This is a genomic window from Sphingomonas sp. RS6 (assembly GCF_054489705.1).
In genome coordinates this window covers 255,418-279,341 of record NZ_JBTMWM010000005.1, presented here as the reverse complement: position 1 = coordinate 279,341, position 23,924 = coordinate 255,418, and the positions used below count along the sequence as shown (strand labels likewise).

Sequence of the window (23,924 nt, the reverse complement as noted above, 5' to 3'; positions counted from 1 at the left end):
CGTCGCGTTAACGGCAACCTGCGGGGCTTTACCGAGCGACGGCCGTTGGCGCTTGTAACGCAGGTGCCACGAAGTGGCGGCAAGTGCCGTTCGACCAGAAAAGGGACACCGCCCATGACCGTTCGTATCGACCGCCGCTCGCTCCTGATTTCCGCCACGTTCGGCATCGGCGCGATGGCGGTGCCGCAGATCGCGCTGGCGCAGGCGGCGGCGCGCGGCTTCACCCACTCGGTCGCCAGTGGCGAGCCCGGGCCGGACACGATGCTGCTGTGGACGCGCTACGTCCCCGCCGATCGCGGCGCGGTGACGCTGCGCGCACAGATCGCGACGACCGAGGATTTCGCGAAAATCGTCGCCGAGGGCGAGCAGATCACCGGCCCGTGGCGCGACCATACCGCCAAGGTGACGGTGGACGGGCTTTCGCCCGACACGCGCTATTTCTATCGCTTCGTCGCGCCGGACGGCAGCATGTCACCGGTGGGCCGCACCAAGACGCTGCCGGTGGGCGATGCCAGCCGCTTTGGCATCGCGATCTTCTCGTGCTCGAACCTGCCGTTCGGCTGGTTCAATGCCTATGGCCATGCGGCGGCGCGAGACGATATCGACCTGTGGATCCACCTCGGCGACTATCTCTACGAATATGCCAAGGGCGGCTATGCCCCCGCAGGCGGCGCGATCGGCGGACGCTGGCCCGAGCCGGCGGGCGAGATGATCCACCTCGCGGATTATCGCCTGCGCTACGCCAGCTACCGCGCTGATCCCGACCTGCAGGCGCTGCACGCGGCCAAGCCGATGCTGATCCAGTGGGACGACCATGAAAGCGCGAATGACAGCTGGGAAGGCGGCGCGCAGAATCACCAGCCGGACAGCGAGGGCGACTGGAGCACGCGCAAGGCGGCGGCGATGCAGGTGTTCCGCGAATGGATGCCGGTTTCCGAAACGCCCTGGGGCACCTATGACATCGGCACGCTGGCGACGTTCTTCCGCACCGAGAGCCGGTTGCTCGGCCGCACCCTGCAGCCCGATCTGGCGCCGCTGTTCCAGTCCGCCGATCCGATCAAGGCACTGACCGCATTCCGCGACGGCGCGTGGCACGATCCGGCGGCGACGATGCTCGGCAGCGAGCAGGAAGTGTGGCTCGACCACGCGATGCGCCGCTCGGTCAAGGCGGGGCAGCGCTGGCAGGTGGTCGGCTTCGGCACGATCATGGGCAACACAGTGACGCCTGCCGATGCGATGGGCTGGCTTGCGCCCGATGCCGCGCCGCGCGCCAAGGCCTATGTGCAGGCCGGCGTCACGGCGGCGAAGCTGGGCCTGCCGATGAACTTCGACAATTGGGGCGGCTATCCAGCGGCGCGCGAGCGCTTCCTGAAGTCGTCGCAGGCGATGGGCGCCAATCTGCTGGTCGTGTGCGGCGACAGCCACAATGCCTGGGCGTTCGATCTGGGCCAGGACGGCAAGCCCGCCGGCGTCGAATTCGCCGGCCAGGCGGTGACCTCGCCGGGCTTCGAAAGCGCGACCAGGACCGATCCGAAGGTCGTCGCGGCGGCGCTGGTCAAGGCCAATCCCGAGCTGAAATGGTGCGATACCAGCCGTCGCGGCTATATGGCGCTGACGCTCACGCCCGATCAGGCGCGCAACGACTGGGTGTTCGTCGAGACCGTCGCCGAGCGCAACCTGAAGGCGAGCATCGGCTACAGCGCGATCGTGCAGCGCGGGCGCAACGTGATGGCGTGAGCCGCGATCCCCGCCCGGCGACGGGCGGAGGCTTTTGGCTCAGTCGAGTGACTTGGTCGCCTGCTCGAACATGTCCTTGCTGAGGCCGGGCACTGCGACGATCCGCTCCAGCTCGCCCCGCATCAGCGCGGCGCGGGCGGGATCGAAGCGCTTCCAGCGGCCGAGCGGCGGCACCAGCTTGGCGGCGGTCTGCGGGTTGAGCTTGTCGAGCGCGATCAGCCGGTCCGCGACGAAGCGATAGCCGCGTCCCGAAGGATCGTGGAACGCCCGCTGGTTGATGCTGAACGCGCCGACCAGCGCGCGGGCGCGGTTGGGGTTGGCAAGGGTGAAGTCCGGGTGGCGGGCCAGCGTCTCGACGGCGGCGAGCGTGTCGTCGCGTGAGGAGAGCGCCTGGGTCTGGAACCATTTATCCAGCACCAGCGCGTTGCCGGCATAGCGCTGGTAAAAGGCCTCGAGCGCCTTTTCGCGGAACGACGAGGTGCCGTTGACCAGCGTGGCGAGGCCGCCCTGCCGATCGGTCATGTTGTCGGCCGCCTCGAACTGGCCATAGGCAAGGTCCGCCGCATCGGCCGCGCCGCTCGCCGCGATATAGCCGAGCGCGACATTCTTCAGGCGGCGCGCGCCCTTGGCGGCCGGCGAATATTCGAAGCGGTTGGCCCGCGCGCCCTCGTAAGCCGCGCGCCATTCGGCTTCGAGCGCCTTGCCGAGATCGGCGCGCAATGCCTCGCGGGCATGGAAGATCGCCTCGGGATCGACGATCGCCATCTGATCGCCGATGAAGCTGTCCGAGGGGAGCAGCACGGCTTCGGCGATGAAGGCGCGGTCGAGCGACGGGTCGGTCAGCGTGTTGCGGACGGCGTCGATCAGCGCAGCGTGGTCGCCCTTGCCGGTGGTCACCGCGGCGACCAGCGTGTCGAGCATCAGCTGCTGCATCGCTTCGTAGCGGGCGAACGGATCGTCGTCATGCGCCGAGAGGAAGGCGAGGTCCGCCGCGCTGCGATTGGCGTCGACGATCACCGGCGCCGAGAAGCCGCGGTTGATCGACAGCACCGCGCGCTCGGGCAGGTTCTCGAAACGCAGTTCCTGCTCGGTCTTGTCGAGCAGCACCAGCTGTTCGTCGGTCAGCGGCGCGCCGCTCTTCTCGCCGAACAGGCGGATCTTGAGCGGGAGCACCATCGGCTCCTTGACCGGCTGGCCGGGCGTGGGCGGCACGGTCTGGGCGAGCGCGAGGCGGGTGGTGTCGCCGTCCTGCACGATGTTGGCCGAGACGCGCGGCGTGCCCGCCTGGCTGTACCAGCGGCGGAACTGGCCGAGGTCGACGCCGCCGGCTTCCTCCATGCTCGCGACGAAATCCTCGCAGGTCGCAGCCTTGCCGTCGAAGCGATCGAAATAGAGGTCGGTCGCGGCACGGAATTTCCGGGGCCCGAGGATGGTGGCCATCATCCGGATCAGCTCGGCACCCTTGTTGTAGATGGTCGCCGTGTAGAAGTTGGAGATCTCGATATATTCGTCCGGGCGCACCGGGTGGGCGAGCGGGCCGGCATCCTCGGGGAACTGGCTGGCGCGCAAGCTGCGCACGTCCTCGATCCGCTTGACCGCCGCCGAGCCCTGGTCGGCCGAGAAGCTCTGGTCGCGGAAGACGGTGAAGCCTTCCTTCAGGCTCAGCTGGAACCAGTCGCGGCAGGTGACGCGGTTGCCCGACCAGTTGTGGAAATATTCGTGGGCCACCACGGCGGCGATCGCGTCATAGTCCCAGTCGGTTGCGGTATCGGGGTCGGCGAGGATGTAGCGGCTGTTGAAGACGTTCAGCCCCTTGTTCTCCATCGCGCCGAAATTGAAGTCGTCGACCGCGACGATGTTGAACACGTCGAGATCATACTCGCGGCCATAGACGTCCTCGTCCCACTTCATGCTGAGCTTCAGCGCGTGCAGGGCGTGATCGGTCTTGGGCAGGTCGGGCGCGCGGACATAGATGCCCAGCTGCACCTCACGGCCCGACATGGTCGTGAAGCTGCCGGTGTTGGCGACGAGGTCGCCCGCGACCAGCGCGAACAGGTAGCTCGGCTTGGGGAAGGGATCATGCCACTCCGCCCAGTGGCGGCCGCCCTCGGCGGGCCCTTGCGCGATCGGGTCGCCATTGGCGAGCAGCACCGGGAAGCGCGCTTTGTCCGCGGTCATGCGCACCTTGTACTTCGAGAGCACGTCCGGGCGATCGGGGAAGAAGGTGATGCGGCGGAAGCCCTCGGCCTCGCACTGGGTGCAGAGCATGCCCGACGAGGCATAGAGCCCCTGAAGCTGGGTGTTGCGCTCGGGCGCGATCACCACTTCGGTTTCGATCACATGGGCATCGCCGGTGAGCGGGAGCACCAGATCGGGCCCGTCCATTCGCCAGCCCTGCGCATCGGCGCCATCGACCTTGACCGACACGGCTTCCAGCCCGTCGCCGTTCAGCACCAGCGGGCGATCATGCATGCCGTTGCGGGTGACGTGGAGCATCGTGCGAACGCGCGTCTTCGACGGATCGAGATCGAAATCGAGCGCGATGTCAGGGACCAGCCAATCGGGTTGGCGATAATCCTCGCGGCGAATGGCCTCGGGCGTTGCGGCGGCGATACGGGCGTCACTCATAGGCGCTGGATATAGGAGGAGTGGCCCGTCCCGCCACACTATTCTGTCGATTAGCTTTGTGCGGAAAATTGATGGCGGCATTGCCGCGGTGATCGGCGGCGAAAATGCTGCATGTCCATGCTGCGCGGGGAATTGACCGCGGAAACGCCGCTGCTAGGCTTGAAATATTCTTACGATTTTCAGGGAAACCCGATGCTTCGATCGACTGCGCCGCTTGCTCTTTTCCTCGTTGCGGCGTCGCCCGCGCTCGCCCAGACCGCTGCCGAGCGGAACGCGATCATCACCGCGCCGCTGCCGGCCGATCAGGCGGCGCTCAAAAGCCATGTGATGTTCCTCGCCTCCGACGCGCTGAAGGGGCGCGAGGCCGGGACGCCGGAGTTCGAGATCGCGGCCAACTATGTCGCGTCGCAATTCTACGCGGCCGGGCTGAAGCCGGCGGGTGACGATGGCGGCTATCTGCAGAAGGTGCCACTGATCAGCTACAAGCTGGACGGGACGCCGACCATGGTGATCAGCCGCGGCAAGGCGGCGCCGGTCGTGCTCGAGGCGGGCAAGGATTTCATCGTCGGGGCGAACCCGGAAAAGCCCGAATACAGCGTCACTGCGCCCGTGGTGTTCGTCGGCTATGGCATCGAGGGGCTCGGCCGCGATGACTATAAGGGCGTCGATGTCCGCGGCAAGATCGTCGCCTTTTTCGGCGGCGCGCCGTCGAGCTTCCCGGGCGAGGAAGGCGCGCATTTCCAGAACCCTGCCGCCAAGGCGGAGATCGCCAGGAAGCACGGCGCGATCGGCTATATCACGCTCGAGTCGCCGCTGACCGCGAAGACGCGGCCGTTCGCGATGCTGGCCGCCTATGCCGGCCGGGCGCGCGTCACCTGGGGCAATGCCGACGGCACCGGCCATATCGCAGCACCCGGCACGCCCGGGATCGGCTATCTGAGCCTGACCGGGGCCGAAAAGCTGTTCGCCGGCGCGAAGACGCCCTGGGCCAAGATCGCGAAGGCGGCCGAAGTCGATGGTGCGTCGTTCAAGCCGTTCCAGCTTCCCGGCACGGTGACGATCGCCAGCAAGACCGCGCTGACGCCGATGCCCAGCTTCAACGTGATCGGCATGATCGAGGGCAGCGATCCCAAGCTGGCGAGCGAAGTGGTGGTGCTTTCCGCGCATCTCGATCACATCGGCGTCGGCCGCGCCGATGCGAAGGGCGACACGATCAACAACGGTGCGCTCGACGATGCGATTGGCATCGCCTCGCTGATCGAAGAGGCCAAGCGTTTCAAGACGGCGGGCACGCGCCCGCGCCGCTCGGTGCTGTTCCTGGCGGTGACCGCGGAAGAGAAGGGCCTGGTCGGCTCGGATTACTTCGCCAACAATCCGACGGTGAAGGGCACGATCGTCGCCGACGTCAATCTCGACATGCCGATCATCACCTATCCGTTCGAGGATATCGTCGTGTACGGCGCTAATCATTCGACGCTCGGGCCGATCGTCGAGAAGGCGGCGGCCGAGATCGGCGTGAAGATGTCCGACGATCCGCTGCCGGGCGAGAATATCTTCGTGCGCAGCGATCATTACAACTTCGTGCGCAAGGGCGTGCCGTCGGTGTTCCTGTGGCCGGGCGCGGGCGGGCCGGGCCGCGCGGCGATCGACGATTTCATGAAGAACCATTATCACCAGCCGTCGGACCAGATCGACCAGCAGCCGGCAATCAACTGGCAGTCGGGCGTGCGCTTCGTCGACGTCAATTTCCGCATCGCCAATGCAATCGCCAATGGCGACGAACGGCCGGTGTGGAACAAGGGCGATTTCTTCGGCCTCACCTATGACGGCCCGGGTGCGAAGTAATCATCGGATGAAGCGATGGCAGACGCGCGGGCCGCTGATCGCGGCGATGCTGCTCCTCGGCGCCCCGGCCGGGGCGCAGCAGGCCGCGCTGACGCCGGAACAGACGAGCCTGAAGGCGCATGTCCAGTTCCTCGCCGCGGATTCGCTGCGGGGGCGCGAGGCCGGGACGCGCGACTATGACGTCGCGGCTGATTATGTCGCTGCGCGGATGCTGGCGATGGGCCTGAAACCGGGCGGGGCGGATGGCGGCTGGTTCCAGCCCTTTCGGCTGGTCAGCTATCGTCCCGCCGAGCCGGCGAGCTGGACGCTGACGCGCGGCGGCGCGGCGGTGCCGTTCGCGTTCGGCAAGGATTTCATCAATGCGCCGGTGGCCGATCAGGCCGATTTCGCGGCGAGCGGCGAGATCGTGTTTGTCGGCTATGGCATCGTCGACGCGCAGGAGGCGCGCGACGACTACAAGGGGCTCGACGTCGCCGGCAAGATCGTCGCGATCCTCGCCGGAACGCCGACCGGGCTGCCTAGCGACATCGACGCGCATTATGGCGACGACGATCAGAAGGCGCGGCTGGCGGCGGCACATGGCGCGCGGGCGGTGGTGATCCTGGAAAGCGCGGCGCGGCGCAAGGATTACACGTTCGACATGGTCGTGCCGGCCTATGCCTATCCGCGCACGACCTGGGCGCCGATCGAGGGGCCGGCGCATGACCCCGCGGGCGGGGCGCCGGTTATCGGCTATGTCAGCCAGGCAGGGGCGGCCAAGCTGTTTGACGGCGGGGCACTGCGCTGGTCGGCCGTTCAGGCCGCCGAGGCATCGGGCGGGCGGATGCCGCGCGGCGCGCTAGCGGGCACGCTGGCGGTGGCGGGGCGCACCCGATCGTCGGTTCGCGAGACCCGCAACGTCGTCGGCGTGATCGAGGGGAGCGATCCGGCGCTGCGGCACGAATATGTCGTGCTGTCGGCGCATCTCGATCATGTCGGCGTCGGCAGCGCTGTGAAGGGCGACCGGATCTATAACGGGGCAATGGACAATGCGATCGGCGTCGCGATGATCCTCGACGTGGCGCGGAGCATCCGGGAATCGGGCAGGCGACCGCGCCGCTCGCTGCTGATCGTCGCGCTGGGGGCGGAGGAAAAGGGGCTGATCGGCTCCGGCTATTTCGCGGCGCTGCCGACCGTGCCGAAATCGGCGATCGTCGCCGACATCAATCTCGATATGCCGATCCTGACCTATCCGCTGGTCGACCTGGTCGTGCTTGGCGGCGGCCGCTCGACGCTGGGGCCGGCGGTGGCGGCGGCGGCGCGCGGCGAGGGGCTGGCGGTGGTGCCCGATCCGGCGCCGGAGGAAGCGTTCTTCGTCCGATCGGACCATTACAGCTTCGTCCAGGCAGGCATCCCGGCGGTGTCGATCGACACCGGCCCCGGCGGCACCGGCGCGGTTGCGGCCCGCGCCTTTCTGGACGAGCATTACCATGAGCCATCGGACCAGATCGACCTGCCGTTCGACTGGACCTCGGCCGTCAAGTTCAAGCGGGTGGCGCTGGCGACCGCGCTGGCGGTGGCCGATGCGGATGAACGACCGCGCTGGAACAAGGGCGATTTCTTCGGGCAGATGTTCGGCGGGAACGCTGGTCATCCGAGCCGGTAGGCGCCGTGCGGCTGCTCGTCTTCGGTCCCGGCTATAGCGGATCGCGGTTGCTGGCGGCGGTTGCGGCGCGGGGCGGCGAGGCGCGGGGCGTCGGGCGGGCCGGCTTTGCCGACGCGGCGGCGACCGAGCGGGCGATCGGCGAGGCGACGCACATCGTTTCCACCGTGCCGCCCGGTGATGTCGATCCGGTGCTCGACCGGTTCGGGGCGGCGCTGGCGGCGAGCGGGGCGTGGCTCGGCTATCTGTCCTCGACCGGCGTTTACGGCGACACCGCCGGCGGCTGGGTCGACGAGAGCGCGCCGCTGCGGGGCCGGCGGGGGGCGCGGATGGCGGCGGACCAGGCCTGGGCGGCGCTGCCCAAGGCCAGCGTCTTCCGGCTGCCCGGCATCTATGGCCCCGGCCGCTCGGCGCTGGAGCGGATGGCGGCGGGCGCCGTCCGGGTCCATGTGCCCGGCCAGGTGTTCAGCCGGGTGCATGTCGACGACCTGGTCGACGGCGTGATCGCCGGGTTCGACGGACCGCCCGGCATCTACAACCTCGCCGACGACCTGCCGGCGCCGCAGAGCGAGGTGCTGGCCTATGCCGCGGCGCTGCTCGGCGTCGATCCCGGCCCGGTCCTCTCGCCCGACGAGGCGGAACTCAGCCCGGCGTCGCGCGCCTTCTTTGCCGAGAACCGCCGGGTCGCCAATGGCAAGGCGAAGCGGCTGCTCGGCTGGCGGCCGCGCTACGCCGACTATCGGTTGGGCCTGCGCGCCCTGAGCGCCAGCACCAGCCCGACCAGCACCAGCGCCGCACCGGCCCCGGCAAGCGGCGACCAGCGATAATCCTCGTACAGGGTCGACAGCAGCATCGCGACGACCGGGATCAGCACGCTGGTATAGGCGGCCTTGGCGGGGCCGATGGTGCGGATCAGCTGGAAATAGATGCTGAAGGCGAGCGCGGAGCCGATCATGCCGAGATAGACGATCCCGGCGAGATAGGGCCAGCGCGTCTCGATCGTCGGCGCACCCACCGTCGCCCAGGCATAGCCGGCGTCGATCGCGGCGCCGATCAGCATCGCCCAGCCGAGCGTCGTCGCCATCGGATAGAGTTTGGCGGTGCGGGTGGCCTGCATCACATTGGCGACCGAAGCCGAAAGCACGCCGGCGAGCGCAATGCCGATACCGAGCCGCGCCGCATTCGCACCGAGCGGGTTCAGCTGCGCCTCATGGACGAACAGCAGCGCGACGCCGGCGATCGCCACCACCGAGCCGAGCAGCAGCTGGCGCCCCATCTTCTGGCCGAGGAACAGCCGCGCGAGCACCGCATTGGGGACGAGCAGCAGCGCATAGACGATCGCGACGACACCCGAGGTGACATAGCCCTCGGCACGGTAGACAAAGTTGAAGTTGAGGACGAACTGGGCGAGCCCGAGCGCGGCGGCGAAGACGATGCCACGCCCGTCGAGCGACAGCCGCTCGCGCCGCAGCGCCGCCCAGACGAGCATCGTCACCCCGGCGACGAGGAAGCGATAGCTGACCGACCAGCTGGGCGGCACCACCGCGATCTGATCCTTGATGACGAGCCAGGTCGAGCCCCAGATCAGCGTCACCAGCAGGAACGGGAGGAGGACCGTCAGCCGGGTCGAGCGCGGCGGGGGCGGCGCACCGATCACAGCGCGGCGATCGCATCGGCGAGCGGACGGATCGCGTCGGCCTGCTGGTCCCAGCTCGTCACCAGCCGGATCTCGCCTTCCGCCCAGTCGTAGAAATCGAAGCCGAGCGCGCGCAGCCGGGCGGCCTCGTCGGGCGTGGCGCGCAGAAACACCTCGTTCGCCTCGACCGCATGGACCAGCCGGTCGCCGGCCGCATCGGCGAGCAGCCGCGCACCGGCATTGGCGGCGCGGGCATTGGCGAGCCACAGATCGCCCTCCAGCATCGCCAGCAACTGGGCGGCGAGATAGCGGCCCTTGGAAAAGAGCAGGCCGGCGCGCTTGCGGCGATAGAGCGTGACGTCGGCAAGCTCGGGGCGGAAGAAGACCAGCGCCTCGGCGCTCATGCCGCCATTCTTGACGAAGCCGAAGCTGAGCGCATCGACGCCGGCGCGCCAGGTGACATCGCCGGGATGGCAGCCGAGATGGGCGACGGCATTGGCGAAACGTGCGCCGTCCATATGGAGGCCGAGCCCTCGCGTCCGGGCCAGATCGCCGATCGCCGCCACTTCGTCGGGCGTATAGGCCAGGCCATATTCGGTGGCGTTGGTGATCGAGACGGCGTGCGGCTGAACCTGATGCACGTCGCGGCGGATCGGATCGATCACGGCGCGGATCGCATCGGGCGTCAGCTTGGCGCCGGGGCCGGTGGCGGCGAGCAGCTTGGCGCCGTGGGTGTAGAATTCGGGGGCGCCGCCCTCGTCGCAATTGATGTGTGCGTCGCGGTGGCAGACGATGCCGCCATGCGGCGGGCAGAGCGCGGTCAGCGCGAGGCAGTTGGCGGCGGTGCCGGTGGGCACCCACAGCGCCCGCACCGCCGTGCCGAACACATCCGAAAACGCGCCGTCGAGCCGCCGCGACCAGGCATCGCCGTCATAGGCGGTGTCGAGCGTGTTGGCATCGGCCAGTGCCTGAAGCACGGGCGGGCAGACGGCGGCGGCATTGTCCGAGAAGAAGCGCATGGGCGGGAGCCTTGGGGGTTCCTTTTGCGGGGGTCAATCGGCTCGTCTCGCGGAGGTTTTTTATTCGCGCAGAGGCGCAGAGGACGCAGAGCGCGTGTCGCTGCCTGATATCGGCATAGCCGCCTCCATCGCCTTTATACGCCCTGCGGGCGCGGTGAGAGACTTGCCCGCTGCGATCGAACCCATGTTTTCTCCCCCATCGCTCAAGGTGCGCGGCGGAGCGGCTGGGCTTCGCAGAGGATCAGCGCGAACCAGTCATTGGGATCGGTCCATTCGGCGATCGGCGTCCAGCCGCCTGCGCGAAGCAGCTGGCGGGCGCCGTGCGGCGCATATTTGTGGCTGTTTTCGGTGTGGATCGTCTCGCCCGCAGCCATCGAGAAGGGCTGGCCGTCGACCGTGAAATCGACGTCGCGCTGCGCCTCGAGGTGCATTTCGATGCGGGCAAAGCCGTCGTTCCAGACCGCGCGGTGGCGGAACGCATCGACCGGGATCGTGCCGCGCAGCTCGCGATTGATCCGTTCGAGCAGGTTGAGGTTGAACGCGGCGGTGACGCCCTGGGAATCGTCATAGGCGGGGACCAGCACATCGGGTGACTTGACCCGATCCATGCCGATCAGCAGCCGCGCGCCTTCGCCCAGCCATTCGCGCATCGCCCGCAGCAGATCGACCGCGTGCCAGGCATTCATGTTGCCGATCGTCGAGCCGGGGAAGAAGCCGAGCTTCGGCATCTTCGCCACCTGATCGGGCAGCGGCACCGGCCGCAGGAAATCGGCCTCGACCGGATGGACCGGCAGGCCGGGGAATGCCTGTGACAGCTGGCGCGCGGAATGGCGGAGAAACTCGCCCGAAATGTCGATCGGCACATAGGCGACCGGATCGATCGCGCGCAGCAGCAGCGGCGTCTTGGTCGACGAGCCCGAACCGAATTCGACGACGGCGGCGTTCGGCGCGGCGAGATCGCCCAGCGCTCCGCCGATCGATTCGAGCAGCGCGGTTTCGGTGCGGGTGGGATAATATTCGGGGAGATCGGTGATCGCTTCGAACAGTTCCGAGCCGCGCCGATCATAGAACCAGCGCGCCGGAATCGCGCGCGGACGCAGCGCCAGGCCAGACAGCACATCGGCGCGGAAATGGGGATCGGCCAGTCGCACCTGACCGTCTTCGAATTCCTGCTTCAACATGCTCAGAGATCCTTCGCCAGACGGATGCCGGTGAACTGCCAGCGCTGATGGGGATAGAAGAAGTTGCGATAGCTGGCACGGAGATGGCCGCGCGGCGTGGCGCAGCTGCCGCCGCGCAGCACGAACTGGCCGCTCATGAACTTGCCGTTATATTCGCCGATCGCGCCTTCGGCGGCGCGGAAGCCGGGATAGGGACGATAGGCGCTGCCGGTCCATTCCCAGACATCGCCGAACCACGCCGGCCCGCCGGCGGACGGGCGCGGCTCGACCGCGCCGGCGGCATCGAGCTGGTTGCCGCCGAGCGGATCGGCGCCGGCCGCCGCCGCCTCCCATTCGAATTCGGTGGGCAGGCGCGCCCCGGCCCAGGCGGCATAGGCATCGGCCTCATAGAGGCTGACATGGGTGACGGGCGCCGCCGGATCGATCGGGCGGCGGCCATCGAGCCCGAAGCGCGTCCATACGCCATCCAGTTTCCGCCAGTAGAGCGGCGCATCGATCGCGTTGGCCTGAACCCAGGCCCAGCCATCGGAGAGCCAGTGGCGCGGATCGGCATAGCCGCCATCGGCGATGAACGCCGCCCATTCGCCATTGGTGATCGTGCGATCGGCAATCGCGTGCGGGGCGAGCAGCGCATCGTGGCGCGGCCCTTCGCAATCGAAGGCGAAAGGTTCCGAAAGTTCCGGGAAAACGACATCACCGCCGGTTCCCACCCGAACGATGCCGCTGCGCCCCTCGATCCAGTTCAGCGGGCCGGGCATCGCCACCGGCACCTTGGCCGCGCCCGGCCAGACCGCCGGTTCGAGCGGGTTGACCGAGAAATGATGAAGGATGTCGGTGAGCAGCAGTTCCTGATGCTGCTGTTCGTGCTGGCAGCCCAGTTCGACCAGCGCCAGCACGGCGGGCGAAAGCGCGGGGAGCGCATCGATCAGCGCGGCATCGACGGCGCGGCGATAGGCGAGCACTTCATCGAGGCTGGGGCGCGACAGCATGCCGCGCCGGGGGCGGGCATGGCGTTGCCCCTCCGCCTCGTAATAGCTGTTGAACAGGAACGGGAAGCGTTCGTCGATCAGCGCATAACCGGGCACATGATCGCGCAGGATGAAGGTTTCGAAGAACCAGCTGGTATGCGCGAGATGCCATTTGGCGGGCGAGGCGTCGTCCATCGACTGGATCGTCGCATCGGCATCGGAAAGCGTGCCGACCAGCGCGACGCTGAGATCGCGGACGTGGAGGAACTGACGAGCCAGCGCCGGCGGCGTGCGATCCAAGGCTGGCTGTGTTCGCATTATGTTCTCCTAGTCGATGGTCTCCCGAAAGTCAACCATCGCCTCGGGCGCGTGACGCCGTTCAGCTGCCGCGAGACCCCCCGGGCACCCATAGAACGTCGCTTTCCCCATTTTGGTTCATCACGCGCGCGGCGACGAACAGAAAGTCGGACAGGCGGTTGAGATAGATCAGCGCGGGCGTGCTGAGCTGGCCCTGATCGTTGGCGGCGACGGCGGCGCGTTCGGCGCGACGCGTGATCGCGCGGGCGAGGTGCAGCGCGGCGGCGGTGGGCGATCCGCCGGGGAGCACGAAGCTCTTGAGCGGCGACAGCAGCGCGTTGCAATCGTCGATCGCGGATTCGATCCAGTCGATCTGCGCCGGCTGGATGCGCAGCGCGCCTTCGCGATCGCCGGGGGTGGCGAGATCGGCGCCGAGATCGAACAGATCGTTCTGGATGCGCGCGAGCCTGGCGGCGAGCGAAGAATCGGCGTCGAGCAATGCGCGGGCAACGCCGATCGCGCTGTTTGCCTCGTCGACATCGCCGATCGCTTCGAGCCGGGCGGATGCCTTGGAGACGCGCGAGCCGTCCGCCAGACCAGTGGTGCCGGCATCGCCGGTGCGGGTGTAGATCTTGTTGAGCCTTACCATGCCCGGAGGCTTACGGCCGAAAAGCGGCCCGGGCTAGGGGCAGCGGATCGAATGCTCAGCCCTTGGCCGAGGCGACCATCAGGATCAGCGCGCCGATGCCGATCGCGATCGCCTGAAACAGGATTCGCTTCTGCATCATCTTGTTCGAGCGGATCGCGCGTTCGCTGGGACCGTCGCCTTCCAGATCCTGCGTCGTCGTGCCGGCCATGTTGACCAGCCCCTTGATGAGGAAAAACAGGGTCGCGAGCATCGCAGCCAGGAAGAGGATCGCGAGAAACAGCATCGGTGCAGCCTACGCTTCTATTTGGCCAAAGCCAACCGGTAGCTTGCCGGCGCGCAACTGATCAGCGAGCGCGGTGCCGTCGACGCCCGAATTTCGCAAGCTTTCCAGGCTGGGGGCGCCGTGGCGCTTGGCGAGGCGGGTGCCGTCGGGGCCGGCGAGCAGCGCATGGTGGCGATAGACCGGCGTAGGCAGGCCGAGCAGCGCCTGGAGCAGCCGGTGGACATGCGTGGCGGCGAATAGGTCCACGCCGCGCACGACATGGCTGATGCCCTGTGCGGCATCGTCGACGGTGACGGCGAGGTGATAGCTGGCGGGCGCATCCTTGCGCGCGAGGATGACGTCGCCATGCGCGAGCGGATCGGCGGCGATGGTGCCGGCACGTTCGTCCTGCCAGTCGAGCGGGCCGGCGAGCGCGACGGCGGCGGCCATGTTCAGGCGCCAGCTGTGCGGCTGTGACAGGTCGGGCGCGGTGCGGTTGCGGCAGGTGCCCGGATAGACGGCGCCGTCGGGGCCGTGCGGCGCCGACAGGCTGGCGGCGATGTCGGCGCGGGTGCAGGTGCACGGATAGAGCAGGCCTAGGCCGCGCAGCCGATCGAGCGCGGCCTGATAAAGCGGCAGGCGCTGCGACTGGAACAGCGGCGGGCCATCCCAGGCCAGACCGAGCCATTCGAGATCGGCGAGGATCGCATCGACATGCTCGGGGCGCGAGCGGGTGCCGTCGATATCCTCGATCCGCAGGCTGAAGCGGCCGCCGCGCCCGCGGGCGACATCATGCGCCTGCAACGCCGAAAAGGCGTGGCCGAGATGGAGGCGGCCGCTGGGGCTGGGGGCGAAACGGGTGTGGATAATCATGCTGGCAGGCCTTGACCGTGAGTCGCGGCATATGCTGTCATGCCTACGTCACGCTTCTGCGCAAGAGGCGGGGCACCGAAATCGAGGGTGAGGGTCCGAATGTACCATCCCGATCTGATCCGCCATCCGGACGGGTGCCCGGCACTGGTGTTGAATGCCGATTATACGCCGCTCAGCTATTATCCGCTCAGCGTGTGGCCCTGGCAGACCGCGATCAAGGCGATCTTCCTCGACCGGGTCGACGTCGTCTCTTATTATGAAAGAGAGGTGCGAAGTCCCAGCGCGAGGCTGAAGCTGCCTTCGGTCATCGCGCTCAAACAATATGTGAAGCCTTCGCAATTCCCCGCCTTTACCCGGTTCAATCTGTTCCTTCGCGACAAGTTCGCCTGCCAATATTGCGGCTCCAACCGGGACCTCACCTTCGATCACGTCATTCCCCGCGCCCAGGGCGGGCGCACCACCTGGGAAAATGTCGCCACCGCCTGCGCCCCCTGCAACCTGCGAAAGGGCGGGCGGACGCCCAAGGAAGCGGGCATGCCGCTCCACATCCAGCCGATCCGGCCGACCAGCTGGCACCTGCAGGAACATGGCCGGCGCTTTCCACCGCATTATCTGCACGAGACCTGGCACGACTGGCTCTATTGGGACGTCGAGCTCGAGGCCTGAGCCGGGACCGGGCGCGCGAACGATATTCGCGGCGAGGACCTGGTGTGTTATTGTGATAACACGGATACTGCGCTAGAAGCCTTCGCCTATGGCGCGTGAGCCCGGTTCCTTCGAAAGTCGTTTCCCGTTGCGGCGTGAGGCCGACGACGCGCCCCCCGCTGCCGAGGCGCGCTGGCGGCCCGATCGGGCGCGCGAGCGGCAGGAGCCGGTCTGGCGGCCGGGCATGGCCGACAACGCCGAGCCCGCGCCGCGCCGCGCGCGCGGCTGGGGGTTCGGCCCGCCGGCGCCGCCACCCGATGACCGCGCGCCCGACGGGTTCGAGCCCGGGGCCGGCGCGATCGGGGTGCGGCGGGTGCGCTGGGGCCGCTGGATCGTCCGCGGGCTGGCGGTGCTGATCCTGCTGTTCATCGCGACGATCGCCTGGCTGGCGATCACCGCGCCGCTTTCCAAATCGCTGCAGCCGCCGGCGCCGCCGTCGATCACGCTGCTCGCCGCCGACGGCACCCCGATCGCGCGGCGCGGCGCCGAGATCGGCGCGCCCGTCGACGTGACCAAGCTGCCCGATCATGTCGCGCAGGCGTTCATGGCGATCGAGGACCGGCGCTTCTACAGCCATTGGGGCGTCGATCCGCGCGGCATCGCGCGCGCCTTCTTCCACAACCTGACCTCCGATGGCGGTTCGCAGGGCGGCAGCACGATCACCCAGCAGCTCGCCAAGAACGCTTTTCTCGATTCGCGGCGCACCTTTGGCCGCAAGGGGCAGGAGGTGCTGATCGCGTTCTGGCTGGAGGCCTGGCTGACCAAGGACGAGATCCTGTCGCGCTATCTGTCGAACGTCTATTTCGGCGACAATGTGTACGGCCTGCGTGCTGCGGCCGAGCATTATTTCTCGACGCGGCCCGAGCGGCTGACGCTGAGCCAGGCGACGCTGCTCGCCGGGCTGGTGAAGGCGCCGAGCCGGCTGGCGCCGACCGGCAATCTGAGCGGCGCGCGCGAGCGGCAGAAGCTGGTGATCGGCGCAATGGTGGAGGCCGGGTTCCTGACCGAGGCCGAGGCGAAGCGCATCCGCCCGGCGGTGCTGCGCGTCAGCAGCAGCGACGATCTGCCCAACGGCACCTATTTCGCCGACTGGGTGCTGCCGCAGGCGCGCGACCGCGCCGGCGGCGTGGCCACCGAGCAGACCGTGACGACGACGCTCGATTCGGACCTGCAGCGCGCCGCCGAGCGCGTGGTGAAGGCGTCCGGGCTGGGCAAGGCGCAGGTGGCGCTTGTGGCGATGCGGCCCGACGGCCGGGTGGTCGCGATGGTCGGCGGGCGCAACTATGCCAAGAGCCCGTTCAACCGCGCGACCCAGGCCCGGCGCCAGACCGGATCGGCGTTCAAGCTGTTCGTCTACCTCGCCGCGCTGCGATCGGGCATGTCGCCCGACACGATGGTGGACGACGAGCCGGTGACGATCGGCGAATGGAAGCCGACCAACAGCGACGGCCGCTATGCCGGCCGCATCACGCTGCGCCAGGCGCTGGCCAAATCGAGCAATGTCGTCGCGGCGCGGCTGATCCAGCAGCTCGGCGTCGGCCGGGTGACGCAGGCGGCGCGCGACCTGGGCATCTCCACCCCGATCGGCGACGACGCCTCGATCGCGCTCGGCACCTCGACCGGATCGCTGCTCGAACTGACCGCCGCCTATGCCGCCGTCGCGAACGGCAGCTATCCGGTGCGGCCGCGCGGGCTGGACGAGGACGAGTCGGCCGATGACTGGCTCGCCCGCCGGCTGGGCGGCGCGCGCAGCTTCGACAGCCAGACGCTCGACGACCTGCGATCGATGCTGGCGACCGTCGTCGAATCGGGCACCGGCCGCGCCGCTGCGCTGCCGATCCCGGCCTATGGCAAGACCGGCACGACGCAGGACAATCGCGACGCGCTGTTCATCGGCTATGCCGGCGACCTGGTGGTGGGCGTGTGGATCGGCAATGACGACAACAGCCCGGTGCCGGGTGCCGCGGGCGGCGGGCTGCCGGCGCATATCTGGCGCGACTTCATGGTTCGCGCGCTCAACCTGACGCTGCCGCCCGAGCCCGAGGCGATCGACGAAAGCGACAATGGCATCGAGCTGGGCGACCCGCTGGCCAATGCGGGAATCGGGATCGACGAGGACGCCCTGCAACTCGATCTGGACGGGGTTCGCCAGCTGGTGCCCGAGGGCGAGGTGCGCGACGCGATCCCGCGCAACGTCCGCATTCCGATACAGGCGCCCGATGCCGACCGGCGAAGGCGCGACCCGCAGACCGCGCCGGACGGGGAGAATTAAGCGCGCCCGCGCTCAGCGGCGAAGCGCGGCGCGCCAGATCGTGAGCCATTCGATCGAGCCGCGGCATTCGCCCATGCTACGGACATGGATCGCGCGGAAGCGGGTGCCGTCCCACGCATAGTCGGCCGCCGTGCCGCAATCGCCGATGCCGCGGCCGAGCGCATAGGTTCGCAACAGGCCGCGTTCGGCGTCCCAGCGCGCATTGACGAGCAGCGCAGGGCCGCCATCGGGATTGCGATCGCCGAAATCGAGCTGCGCGCGCACCGGCTTGCCGCCGCGCAGCACATAGGGCGCGGTGAGCGCGTTGTAGGCGCCCGAACCGCACGGGATCAGCACCAGCGTCGCCCCGCCGCCGAGCGCCGCCGTCTCGGGTGCGGGCTGGGGGCGATCGGCATCATATTCGACGCCGCAGCCGGTGGCGCGGTTGATCCGATCAAGCGCGGCGCGCGGCAGCGGCGACGGCTTGCCGCCGGGCGTGATGCCGCGCACGAGGGGGAGCGGGGCAGGGGCGGGCACGGCGGCGGCGGGCTTTGGCCCGCGCGCGACGAGCGCGGTGACGCCGCCAGCGCGGCCCTGCTCGGCGTCGATGAAGCGCAGCGCCGCCGACGAGCCGGTGAGCGAGACGCCGGCGCCCCGATTGCCGAAGGTCGCGCGTGCGCCGTTCGCCAGCGCGCGGGCAATCCGAAGCGCGTCGGCGCCCGCAAAGCGGACCTCGCCCTGTTCCCCGCGCCCGCTGGCGAGGCGGGTGTCGTCGATCGCCAGGTCACCGGCCTCGGACCCGTCCGAATGCGTCGCCACGATGACGACGACCTGCCCGGCGGGGCCGGGATCGCGTTCGACGGTCAGCGCCAGCGCATTGCCGTCCATATCGCCTTCGGGCTGGAGCGAGGTCATCGCGCACCGGCGGACATTGTCGCAGGCGACCGCCCAGTCGCCGAAACTCGCCATCGGGCCGGGCGTGGTCTGGGCGAGCGCGGCGGGCAGCAGGAGCAGCATCATGCGAGGGGTGCTAGCCGAGCCCCGCCGGGTTGACTAGGACAGCGGCAACAGCGTTTCAGGAGATGGACATGAAGACGGTTGGCGTGATCGGTGCGGGCCAGATGGGGGCGGGGATCGCCCAGGTGTCGGCGCAGGCAGGCTATCAGGTGCTGCTTTCCGACGTCGATCAGGCGCGGGCCGAAGCGGGCAAGGCCGGCATCGGCAAGCAGCTGGCGCGTGCGGTGGAGAAGGAAAAGATCACCGCCACCGATGCCGAGGCGGCGCTGGCGCGGATCACGCCCGTGGGCGAGCTGGCGGCGATGGCGCCGTGCGACCTGGTGATCGAGGCGGCGACCGAGCGCGAGGCGATCAAGCGCCAGATCTTCGAGACGGTGGGCAAGGCGCTGGGCGACGAGGCGATCCTGGCGAGCAACACATCGTCGATCCCGATCACGCGGCTGGCCCAGGCGGCGCCCGATGCGGGCCGCTTCATGGGGGTGCATTTCTTCAACCCCGTGCCGGTGATGGGGCTGATCGAGCTGATCCGCGGGCTGGCGACCAGCGACGCGACGGTGGCGGCGGTCGAGGCGTTCGGCCAGTCGCTCGGCAAGCGCATCGTCCATGCCAATGATGCACCCGGCTTCATCGTCAATCGCGTGCTGATGCCGATGCTCAACGAGGCGTGCTTCGCGCTGGGCGAAGGCGTGGCGACGATTCCCGATATCGACGCGGCGTGCCAGCTGGGGCTCAACCACCCGATGGGGCCGTTTACGCTGGCCGATTTCATCGGGCTCGATACCTGCCTGGAGATCACCCGCGTGCTGTTCGAAGGCACGGGCGATCCCAAGTTCCGGCCAGCGCCGCTGCTGGTCAAATATGTCGAGGCCGGCTGGTATGGCCGCAAGACCAAGCGCGGCTTTTACGATTATAGCGGCACGGAGCCGGTGCCGACGCGCTGAGCGGGGCGGCGTGGAGGCGACGTGTTTCCACCCCGGTTTGCGTTTACCTGCGGCGGCGATCGCATTTGCCGAGATGTCGGGGAAAGAACCGACTCTCCAGTGCCAATGGATCCCCGCCTTCGCGGGGATGACGGCGTTTCCGGCCGTCCTGCGCGATTCCGATCGCGACGCCCCGATCAGGGGCGGTGGCGGCGGACGTAATCGAGGATGTCCTGCGGCGAGCTGAACAGCGCGTCGGGCGCCATCGAGCGCAGCAGATCCTCCGCCGCATAGCCCCAGAGCACCGAGCCGGCGCGGATGCCGACTTCGCGCGCGGCATCGACATCGCGGGTCTCGTCGCCGATCGCCAGCGTGGCGTGCGGCGCGACCCCCATCTTGCGCAGCACGCGGCGAAACTTGGGCGCCTTGCCGAACAGCGACGAGCCGCAGGCGAAGAAATCGATCCGCGCCGCATGCTGCGGCCCGAGGATGCGGCGGGCATTGGCCTCCGAATTCGAAGTCACCAGCGCGAGCTTGACGCCGGTGGCGGCGAGCCGTTCGAGCAGATCGGGGGTGCCGGGGAAGAGCTCGATCCGGTGCGCCTCGCGGCTGACGAGGCGGCGGACATGGCGCGCGATCATCGGCATCTTCCACCGCGAGATGCCGAGAAACTCGATCACCTCGCGCGACGATTTGCGCCGCAGCATCTCGACCTCATGGCTTTCGACGCGGCGGAAGCGGAAGCGTTCGGCAAGCTGGTTGGCGACCGAGACGAACCAGTCGCCGCTATCCGACAGCGTGCCGTCGAAATCGAAGATGACGAGATCGAGCGGCGCGCCGCTTGTGCCCGGCTCAGCCATGCGGCGCCCGCGTGCCGTGCAGCCGGCAGGTCGCGCCGTCGCCCAGCTCGATCTGCACGGTGCTGTGATCGATGCCGAAATCATGCGCCAGCCGGTGCTGGAGATCGACGAGGAATTCGTCGCCGGGATGGCCATCCGGCATCACGAGATGCGCGGTGAGCGCAGATTCGGTGGTGCTCATCGGCCAGACATGGAGATCGTGGACGCGCGCGACGCCGGGCAGCGCGGCGAGCGTCGCTTCCACCCGCGTCGGATCGATCCCCGCGGGCACCGCCTGAAGCACCATCCCCAGCGATTCGCGCAGCAGGCCCCAGGTGCTCCACAGCACCACGGCGACGACGACGAGGCTGATCACCGGATCGATCCAGCGCGCGCCGGTCCACCAGATCAGCGCCCCGGCGACGACGACCGCGGCCGACACGGCGGCATCGGCGGCCATGTGGAGATAGGCGCCACGGATGTTGAGATCGCCCTCGCGGCCGCGTGCGAACAGCAGCGCGGTGCCGAGATTGACGACGATGCCGGCGGCGGCGACGAGCATCACCGGCACGGCGGCGACATCGGGCGGATCGGCAAGGCGCTGAACCGCCTCCAGCGTGATCGCGCCGACCGCAACGAGCAGCAGCAGCGCATTGGCGAGCGCGGCGAGGATCGACGATGCGCCGAGGCCATAGGTGAAGCGCGGCGTGGCGGGGCGCTTGCCGAGTTCGGCGCCGACCCAGGCGATCAGCAGCCCGAGCACGTCCGACAGATTGTGCCCGGCATCGGCGAGCAGCGCCATCGACTGGACCCAGATGCCGACGCCGCCTTCGATCAGCACGAAGCCGATGTTGAGCGCGGTGCCGATCGCGAAGGCGCGGCCGAAATCGGCGGGCGCATGGGAATGCCCGTGACCATGCCCATGCCCATGCCCGTGGCCATGATGGTGGCCGTGGGCGTGAGCGCGATCGGAAGCGTGGTGTACGGACATCCCGCCGTTCCTAGCGGTGGATCGTCATGAGATGCTAGTACCCCGGCGGATCAACGCCGGTTTCCCCGGCGCTTGCGATCGATCGGGGCGAAGGCGGGCGGCCGGATCGTGACGAGTTCGGTGCGGACGAGCACGCCGTCACGATCCTTGTCGAAGCGGGCGAACACCTGCTCGAAGCGATCGTGGAATTCGTCCCAGCTGATCCGGTTGTCACCGTCGCGATCGATTTCGAACGGGCTGGGCAGCGTGTTGCGATCGCCCATCCAGCGTTCGGACCAGTCCGAATAGGCTATATAGCCGATCGCGCCGCTGTGCGCGCTATCGGCGCTGTCGAAGCTGCGGCGCAGGCCGGCCTCGAACTCGGCGCGGGTGACGCGCGCATCGCCATCGCTATCCAACCCGGCGATCATCAGCGCCACCGGCTCGGCGATGACGGTGGCGGGCGGCTGGGCATCGGTGCTGATGTCGATCGGATTGTCGCCGCCGCCGGGCGGCGTCGGAATGCGCGTGCGATCCTGCGCCAGCGCCGGCGTCGCGAGAAGGGGGGCGAGCAACAGGGCGGGCAGCAGCAACGACAGGCGCATCGGATCCCTTTCAGCCGGCGGGCAGCAACAGGCTGGAATCGCCATAGCTGTAGAAACGATAGCCGGTTTCGATCGCATGGGCATAGGCCGCCTGCATGCGATCGAGCCCCATCAGCGCGGACACGAGCATGAACAGGGTCGAGCGCGGCAGATGGAAGTTGGTGACGAGGCCGTCGACGCCCTTGAAGCGATAGCCGGGCGTGATGAAGATCGCGGTGTCGCCCTCGAAGGGCTGGATCACGCGATTGTCGTCGGCGGCGCTTTCGAGCAGGCGCAGGCTGGTGGTGCCGACCGCGATGATGCGTTTCCCGGCGGCGCGCACGGCGTTGAGGCGATCCGCCACCTCGGGGGTGATGCGGCCCCATTCGGCGTGCATCTGGTGATCGGCGGTGTCCTCGGCCTTGACCGGCAGGAAGGTGCCGGCGCCGACGTGGAGCGTGAGCGTGGTGTGGCCGATCCCGGCCGCTTCCAGCGAGGCCATCAGCGCGGGCGTGAAGTGCAGCGCGGCGGTGGGCGCGGCGACGGCGCCGGGCTCGGCGGCGAACATCGTCTGGTAATCGTCGGCGTCGCGTTCGTCGGTCGGCCGCTTCGAGGCGATATAGGGCGGCAGCGGCATCCGGCCGCAGCGTTCGAGCAGCAGCTCGACCGGCTCGTCGCCCTGGAAATCGAGCGCGAAGCTGCCATCCTCGGCGCGGTCCGAGGCGATGGCGACTGCATCGGGCCCGAAGTCGATCGCGTCGCCGTCGCGCAGCCGCTTGGCGTTGCGGATGAAGGCGCGCCAGCGGCGCGGCCCTTCGCGCTTGTGGAGTGTCGCGCCGATTCGCGCCTCGCCGCGCGTGCCCTCCAGCTGGGCGGGGATCACGCGCGTGTCGTTGAACACCAGGCAGTCGCCGGGGCGGAGCTGCGCGGCGAGATCGCGAACGATCGCGTCGTGGGTCTCGGCACCGTCGAGCACCAGCAGGCGGGCGGAGTCGCGCGGGGCCGCAGGGCGCAGCGCGATCCGATCGTTCGGCAGTTCGAAATCGAAAAGATCGACGTTCACGGGCGCCTGCGCAGCGTCACTTCTTCGGCGGGGCGGGGACGACCGGGATCAGCGACGGGCCGGCGGGCACCTGCGGCGCGGCGGCGAGCGGCGCATAGGGCGGCGGATTGTCTGATTCGATATAGGCGTGGATGATGACGGTGGGGTTCTGCGGCGGCTCGCCCCGCTCGATCCTGTCGACCCACTGCATGCCCGAGACGACGCGGCCGAACACGGTATAATCATTGTCGAACGCCAGCTTGGGCTGGAGCATGATGAAGAACTGGCTGTTCGCGCTGTTCTCCGCCTCGGTCTTCTGCTCGGGCGTCGCATTGTCCGGCGCGCCGCGGCGGGCGGCGGAGACGGTGCCGCGGACATGCGGCAGCGAGCTGAACTCGGCGGGGACGTTGGGCAGATCCGAATCGCCGGTGCCGTCGCCCTTGGGATCGCCGCCCTGGGCGATGTTGTAGGGATCGTCGATCACCCGGTGGAAGGTGAGGCCGTCATAGAAATGCTGGCGGGTGAGCGTCTTGATCCGCTCGACCATCTTCGGCGCGACATCGGGGCGCAGGCGGATGAGCACGCGGCCGCCCGAACTGAGATCGAGCACCCAGGTGTTCGCCGGATCGGCGCCGACGACCACCGGCGGGCGCAGCGACGCGAGGGCGGCAACGCCCTTGAGCGGCTCGGGCTCGGCTTTCGGGGGGGCACCGCCGCCGGCCTGTGCCAGCGCGGGCACGGAGAACAGCGTGGCGGCCATGAAGGCCAGCGCAGCAACGAAACGCATCAACTTCCCCAACTCGATCCCGGTGAAGCCGGGGCTTTAGACCAATCGGCAGGCGCCGCAAAGCCCGGCGCG

Annotated in this window: 21 protein-coding genes; 7 read left to right on the top strand and 14 right to left on the bottom strand. The window is 68.7% G+C overall.

Features of this window, described 5'->3' with window-relative positions:
- Nucleotides 1-114 precede the first annotated feature (114 nt).
- Nucleotides 115-1,737, top strand: a complete 1,623-nt coding sequence (locus ACX40Y_RS12010) for an alkaline phosphatase D family protein (RefSeq protein ID WP_459119801.1) — start codon at nt 115-117, stop codon at nt 1,735-1,737.
- A gap of 39 nt (nt 1,738-1,776) precedes the next feature.
- Here ACX40Y_RS12010 and pepN read toward each other — a convergent pair whose 3' ends face one another.
- Nucleotides 1,777-4,365 carry an aminopeptidase N gene (gene pepN, locus ACX40Y_RS12005; protein WP_459119800.1) on the bottom strand — a complete coding sequence of 863 codons (2,589 nt, stop codon included), beginning with the start codon at nt 4,363-4,365 and terminating at the stop codon, nt 1,777-1,779.
- Nucleotides 4,366-4,557: 192 nt separating this feature from the next.
- Here pepN and ACX40Y_RS12000 point away from each other — a divergent pair, with 192 nt between their 5' ends.
- From ACX40Y_RS12000 to ACX40Y_RS11990, 3 genes are read left to right on the top strand one after another with little or no spacing between them, the layout of a single operon-like run.
- Nucleotides 4,558-6,210: a M28 family metallopeptidase gene (locus tag ACX40Y_RS12000; RefSeq protein WP_459119799.1), complete on the top strand. Its 1,653-nt coding sequence runs from the start codon at nt 4,558-4,560 to the stop codon at nt 6,208-6,210.
- 7 nt (nt 6,211-6,217) lie between these two features.
- The gene (locus ACX40Y_RS11995) at nt 6,218-7,855 is read left to right on the top strand and encodes a M28 family peptidase (protein ID WP_459119798.1); all 1,638 of its coding nucleotides are present in this window, start codon (nt 6,218-6,220) and stop codon (nt 7,853-7,855) included.
- Nucleotides 7,856-7,860: 5 nt separating this feature from the next.
- A complete protein-coding gene (locus ACX40Y_RS11990) occupies nt 7,861-8,679 on the top strand; it encodes a Rossmann-fold NAD(P)-binding domain-containing protein (RefSeq protein WP_459119797.1) in 819 nt (272 codons plus the stop codon).
- Here the strand turns inward: ACX40Y_RS11990 and ACX40Y_RS11985 are convergent.
- From ACX40Y_RS11985 to gluQRS, 7 genes are all read right to left on the bottom strand, one after another.
- A complete protein-coding gene (locus tag ACX40Y_RS11985) occupies nt 8,589-9,509 on the bottom strand; it encodes a DMT family transporter (RefSeq protein ID WP_459119796.1) in 921 nt (306 codons plus the stop codon). The genes ACX40Y_RS11990 and ACX40Y_RS11985 overlap by 91 nt on opposite strands.
- Nucleotides 9,506-10,507, bottom strand: coding sequence for a threonine aldolase family protein (locus tag ACX40Y_RS11980; protein WP_459119795.1), 1,002 nt, complete (start codon nt 10,505-10,507; stop codon nt 9,506-9,508). The genes ACX40Y_RS11985 and ACX40Y_RS11980 overlap by 4 nt, the downstream gene beginning before the upstream one ends.
- Nucleotides 10,508-10,710: 203 nt before the next feature.
- On the bottom strand, nt 10,711-11,688 hold the full coding sequence (gene egtD / locus ACX40Y_RS11975; protein WP_459119794.1) for an L-histidine N(alpha)-methyltransferase: 978 nt from the start codon (nt 11,686-11,688) through the stop codon (nt 10,711-10,713).
- 2 nt (nt 11,689-11,690) lie between these two features.
- Entirely contained in the window at nt 11,691-12,974 is a 1,284-nt protein-coding gene (egtB, locus tag ACX40Y_RS11970; RefSeq protein ID WP_459119793.1) for an ergothioneine biosynthesis protein EgtB, read from the bottom strand.
- Between the two features lie 61 nt (nt 12,975-13,035).
- Complete coding sequence (locus ACX40Y_RS11965) at nt 13,036-13,602, bottom strand: cob(I)yrinic acid a,c-diamide adenosyltransferase (protein WP_459119792.1); 567 nt, start codon at nt 13,600-13,602, stop codon at nt 13,036-13,038.
- A gap of 55 nt (nt 13,603-13,657) precedes the next feature.
- Nucleotides 13,658-13,885: an HIG1 domain-containing protein gene (locus ACX40Y_RS11960; protein WP_459119791.1), complete on the bottom strand. Its 228-nt coding sequence runs from the start codon at nt 13,883-13,885 to the stop codon at nt 13,658-13,660.
- Between the two features lie 9 nt (nt 13,886-13,894).
- The gene (gene gluQRS / locus ACX40Y_RS11955; RefSeq protein ID WP_459119790.1) at nt 13,895-14,737 is read right to left on the bottom strand and encodes a tRNA glutamyl-Q(34) synthetase GluQRS; all 843 of its coding nucleotides are present in this window, start codon (nt 14,735-14,737) and stop codon (nt 13,895-13,897) included.
- 99 nt (nt 14,738-14,836) lie between these two features.
- On the opposite strand from gluQRS, the gene ACX40Y_RS11950 reads away from it, so the two are divergent.
- Both ACX40Y_RS11950 and ACX40Y_RS11945 read left to right on the top strand, forming a co-directional pair.
- Nucleotides 14,837-15,403 carry an HNH endonuclease gene (locus tag ACX40Y_RS11950; RefSeq protein ID WP_459119789.1) on the top strand — a complete coding sequence of 189 codons (567 nt, stop codon included), beginning with the start codon at nt 14,837-14,839 and terminating at the stop codon, nt 15,401-15,403.
- Between the two features lie 223 nt (nt 15,404-15,626).
- Nucleotides 15,627-17,714: a transglycosylase domain-containing protein gene (locus ACX40Y_RS11945; protein WP_459119828.1), complete on the top strand. Its 2,088-nt coding sequence runs from the start codon at nt 15,627-15,629 to the stop codon at nt 17,712-17,714.
- 12 nt (nt 17,715-17,726) lie between these two features.
- Here the strand turns inward: ACX40Y_RS11945 and ACX40Y_RS11940 are convergent, their stop codons facing one another.
- Nucleotides 17,727-18,713 (bottom strand): DUF1176 domain-containing protein, encoded by a 987-nt coding sequence (locus ACX40Y_RS11940; protein WP_459119788.1) that lies wholly within the window; start codon nt 18,711-18,713, stop codon nt 17,727-17,729.
- Between the two features lie 68 nt (nt 18,714-18,781).
- Here ACX40Y_RS11940 and ACX40Y_RS11935 point away from each other — a divergent pair, with 68 nt between their 5' ends.
- Nucleotides 18,782-19,651: a 3-hydroxyacyl-CoA dehydrogenase NAD-binding domain-containing protein gene (locus ACX40Y_RS11935; protein ID WP_459119787.1), complete on the top strand. Its 870-nt coding sequence runs from the start codon at nt 18,782-18,784 to the stop codon at nt 19,649-19,651.
- Between the two features lie 176 nt (nt 19,652-19,827).
- Here ACX40Y_RS11935 and ACX40Y_RS11930 read toward each other — a convergent pair whose 3' ends face one another.
- Genes ACX40Y_RS11930 through ACX40Y_RS11910 form a run of 5 tightly spaced genes read right to left on the bottom strand, consistent with a single transcriptional unit; the run spans nt 19,828 to nt 23,852 of the window.
- Nucleotides 19,828-20,490 carry an HAD hydrolase-like protein gene (locus tag ACX40Y_RS11930; RefSeq protein WP_459119786.1) on the bottom strand — a complete coding sequence of 221 codons (663 nt, stop codon included), beginning with the start codon at nt 20,488-20,490 and terminating at the stop codon, nt 19,828-19,830.
- Nucleotides 20,483-21,460 (bottom strand): cation diffusion facilitator family transporter, encoded by a 978-nt coding sequence (locus ACX40Y_RS11925; RefSeq protein WP_459119785.1) that lies wholly within the window; start codon nt 21,458-21,460, stop codon nt 20,483-20,485. Before ACX40Y_RS11925 ends, ACX40Y_RS11930 begins: the two co-directional genes overlap by 8 nt.
- Nucleotides 21,461-21,510: 50 nt before the next feature.
- Nucleotides 21,511-22,044, bottom strand: a complete 534-nt coding sequence (locus tag ACX40Y_RS11920) for an EF-hand domain-containing protein (RefSeq protein ID WP_459119784.1) — start codon at nt 22,042-22,044, stop codon at nt 21,511-21,513.
- Between the two features lie 10 nt (nt 22,045-22,054).
- Nucleotides 22,055-23,086 carry a tRNA preQ1(34) S-adenosylmethionine ribosyltransferase-isomerase QueA gene (queA, locus tag ACX40Y_RS11915; protein ID WP_459119783.1) on the bottom strand — a complete coding sequence of 344 codons (1,032 nt, stop codon included), beginning with the start codon at nt 23,084-23,086 and terminating at the stop codon, nt 22,055-22,057.
- 16 nt (nt 23,087-23,102) lie between these two features.
- Nucleotides 23,103-23,852 (bottom strand): peptidylprolyl isomerase, encoded by a 750-nt coding sequence (locus ACX40Y_RS11910; protein ID WP_459119782.1) that lies wholly within the window; start codon nt 23,850-23,852, stop codon nt 23,103-23,105.
- Between the last annotated feature and the right edge of the window lie 72 nt (nt 23,853-23,924).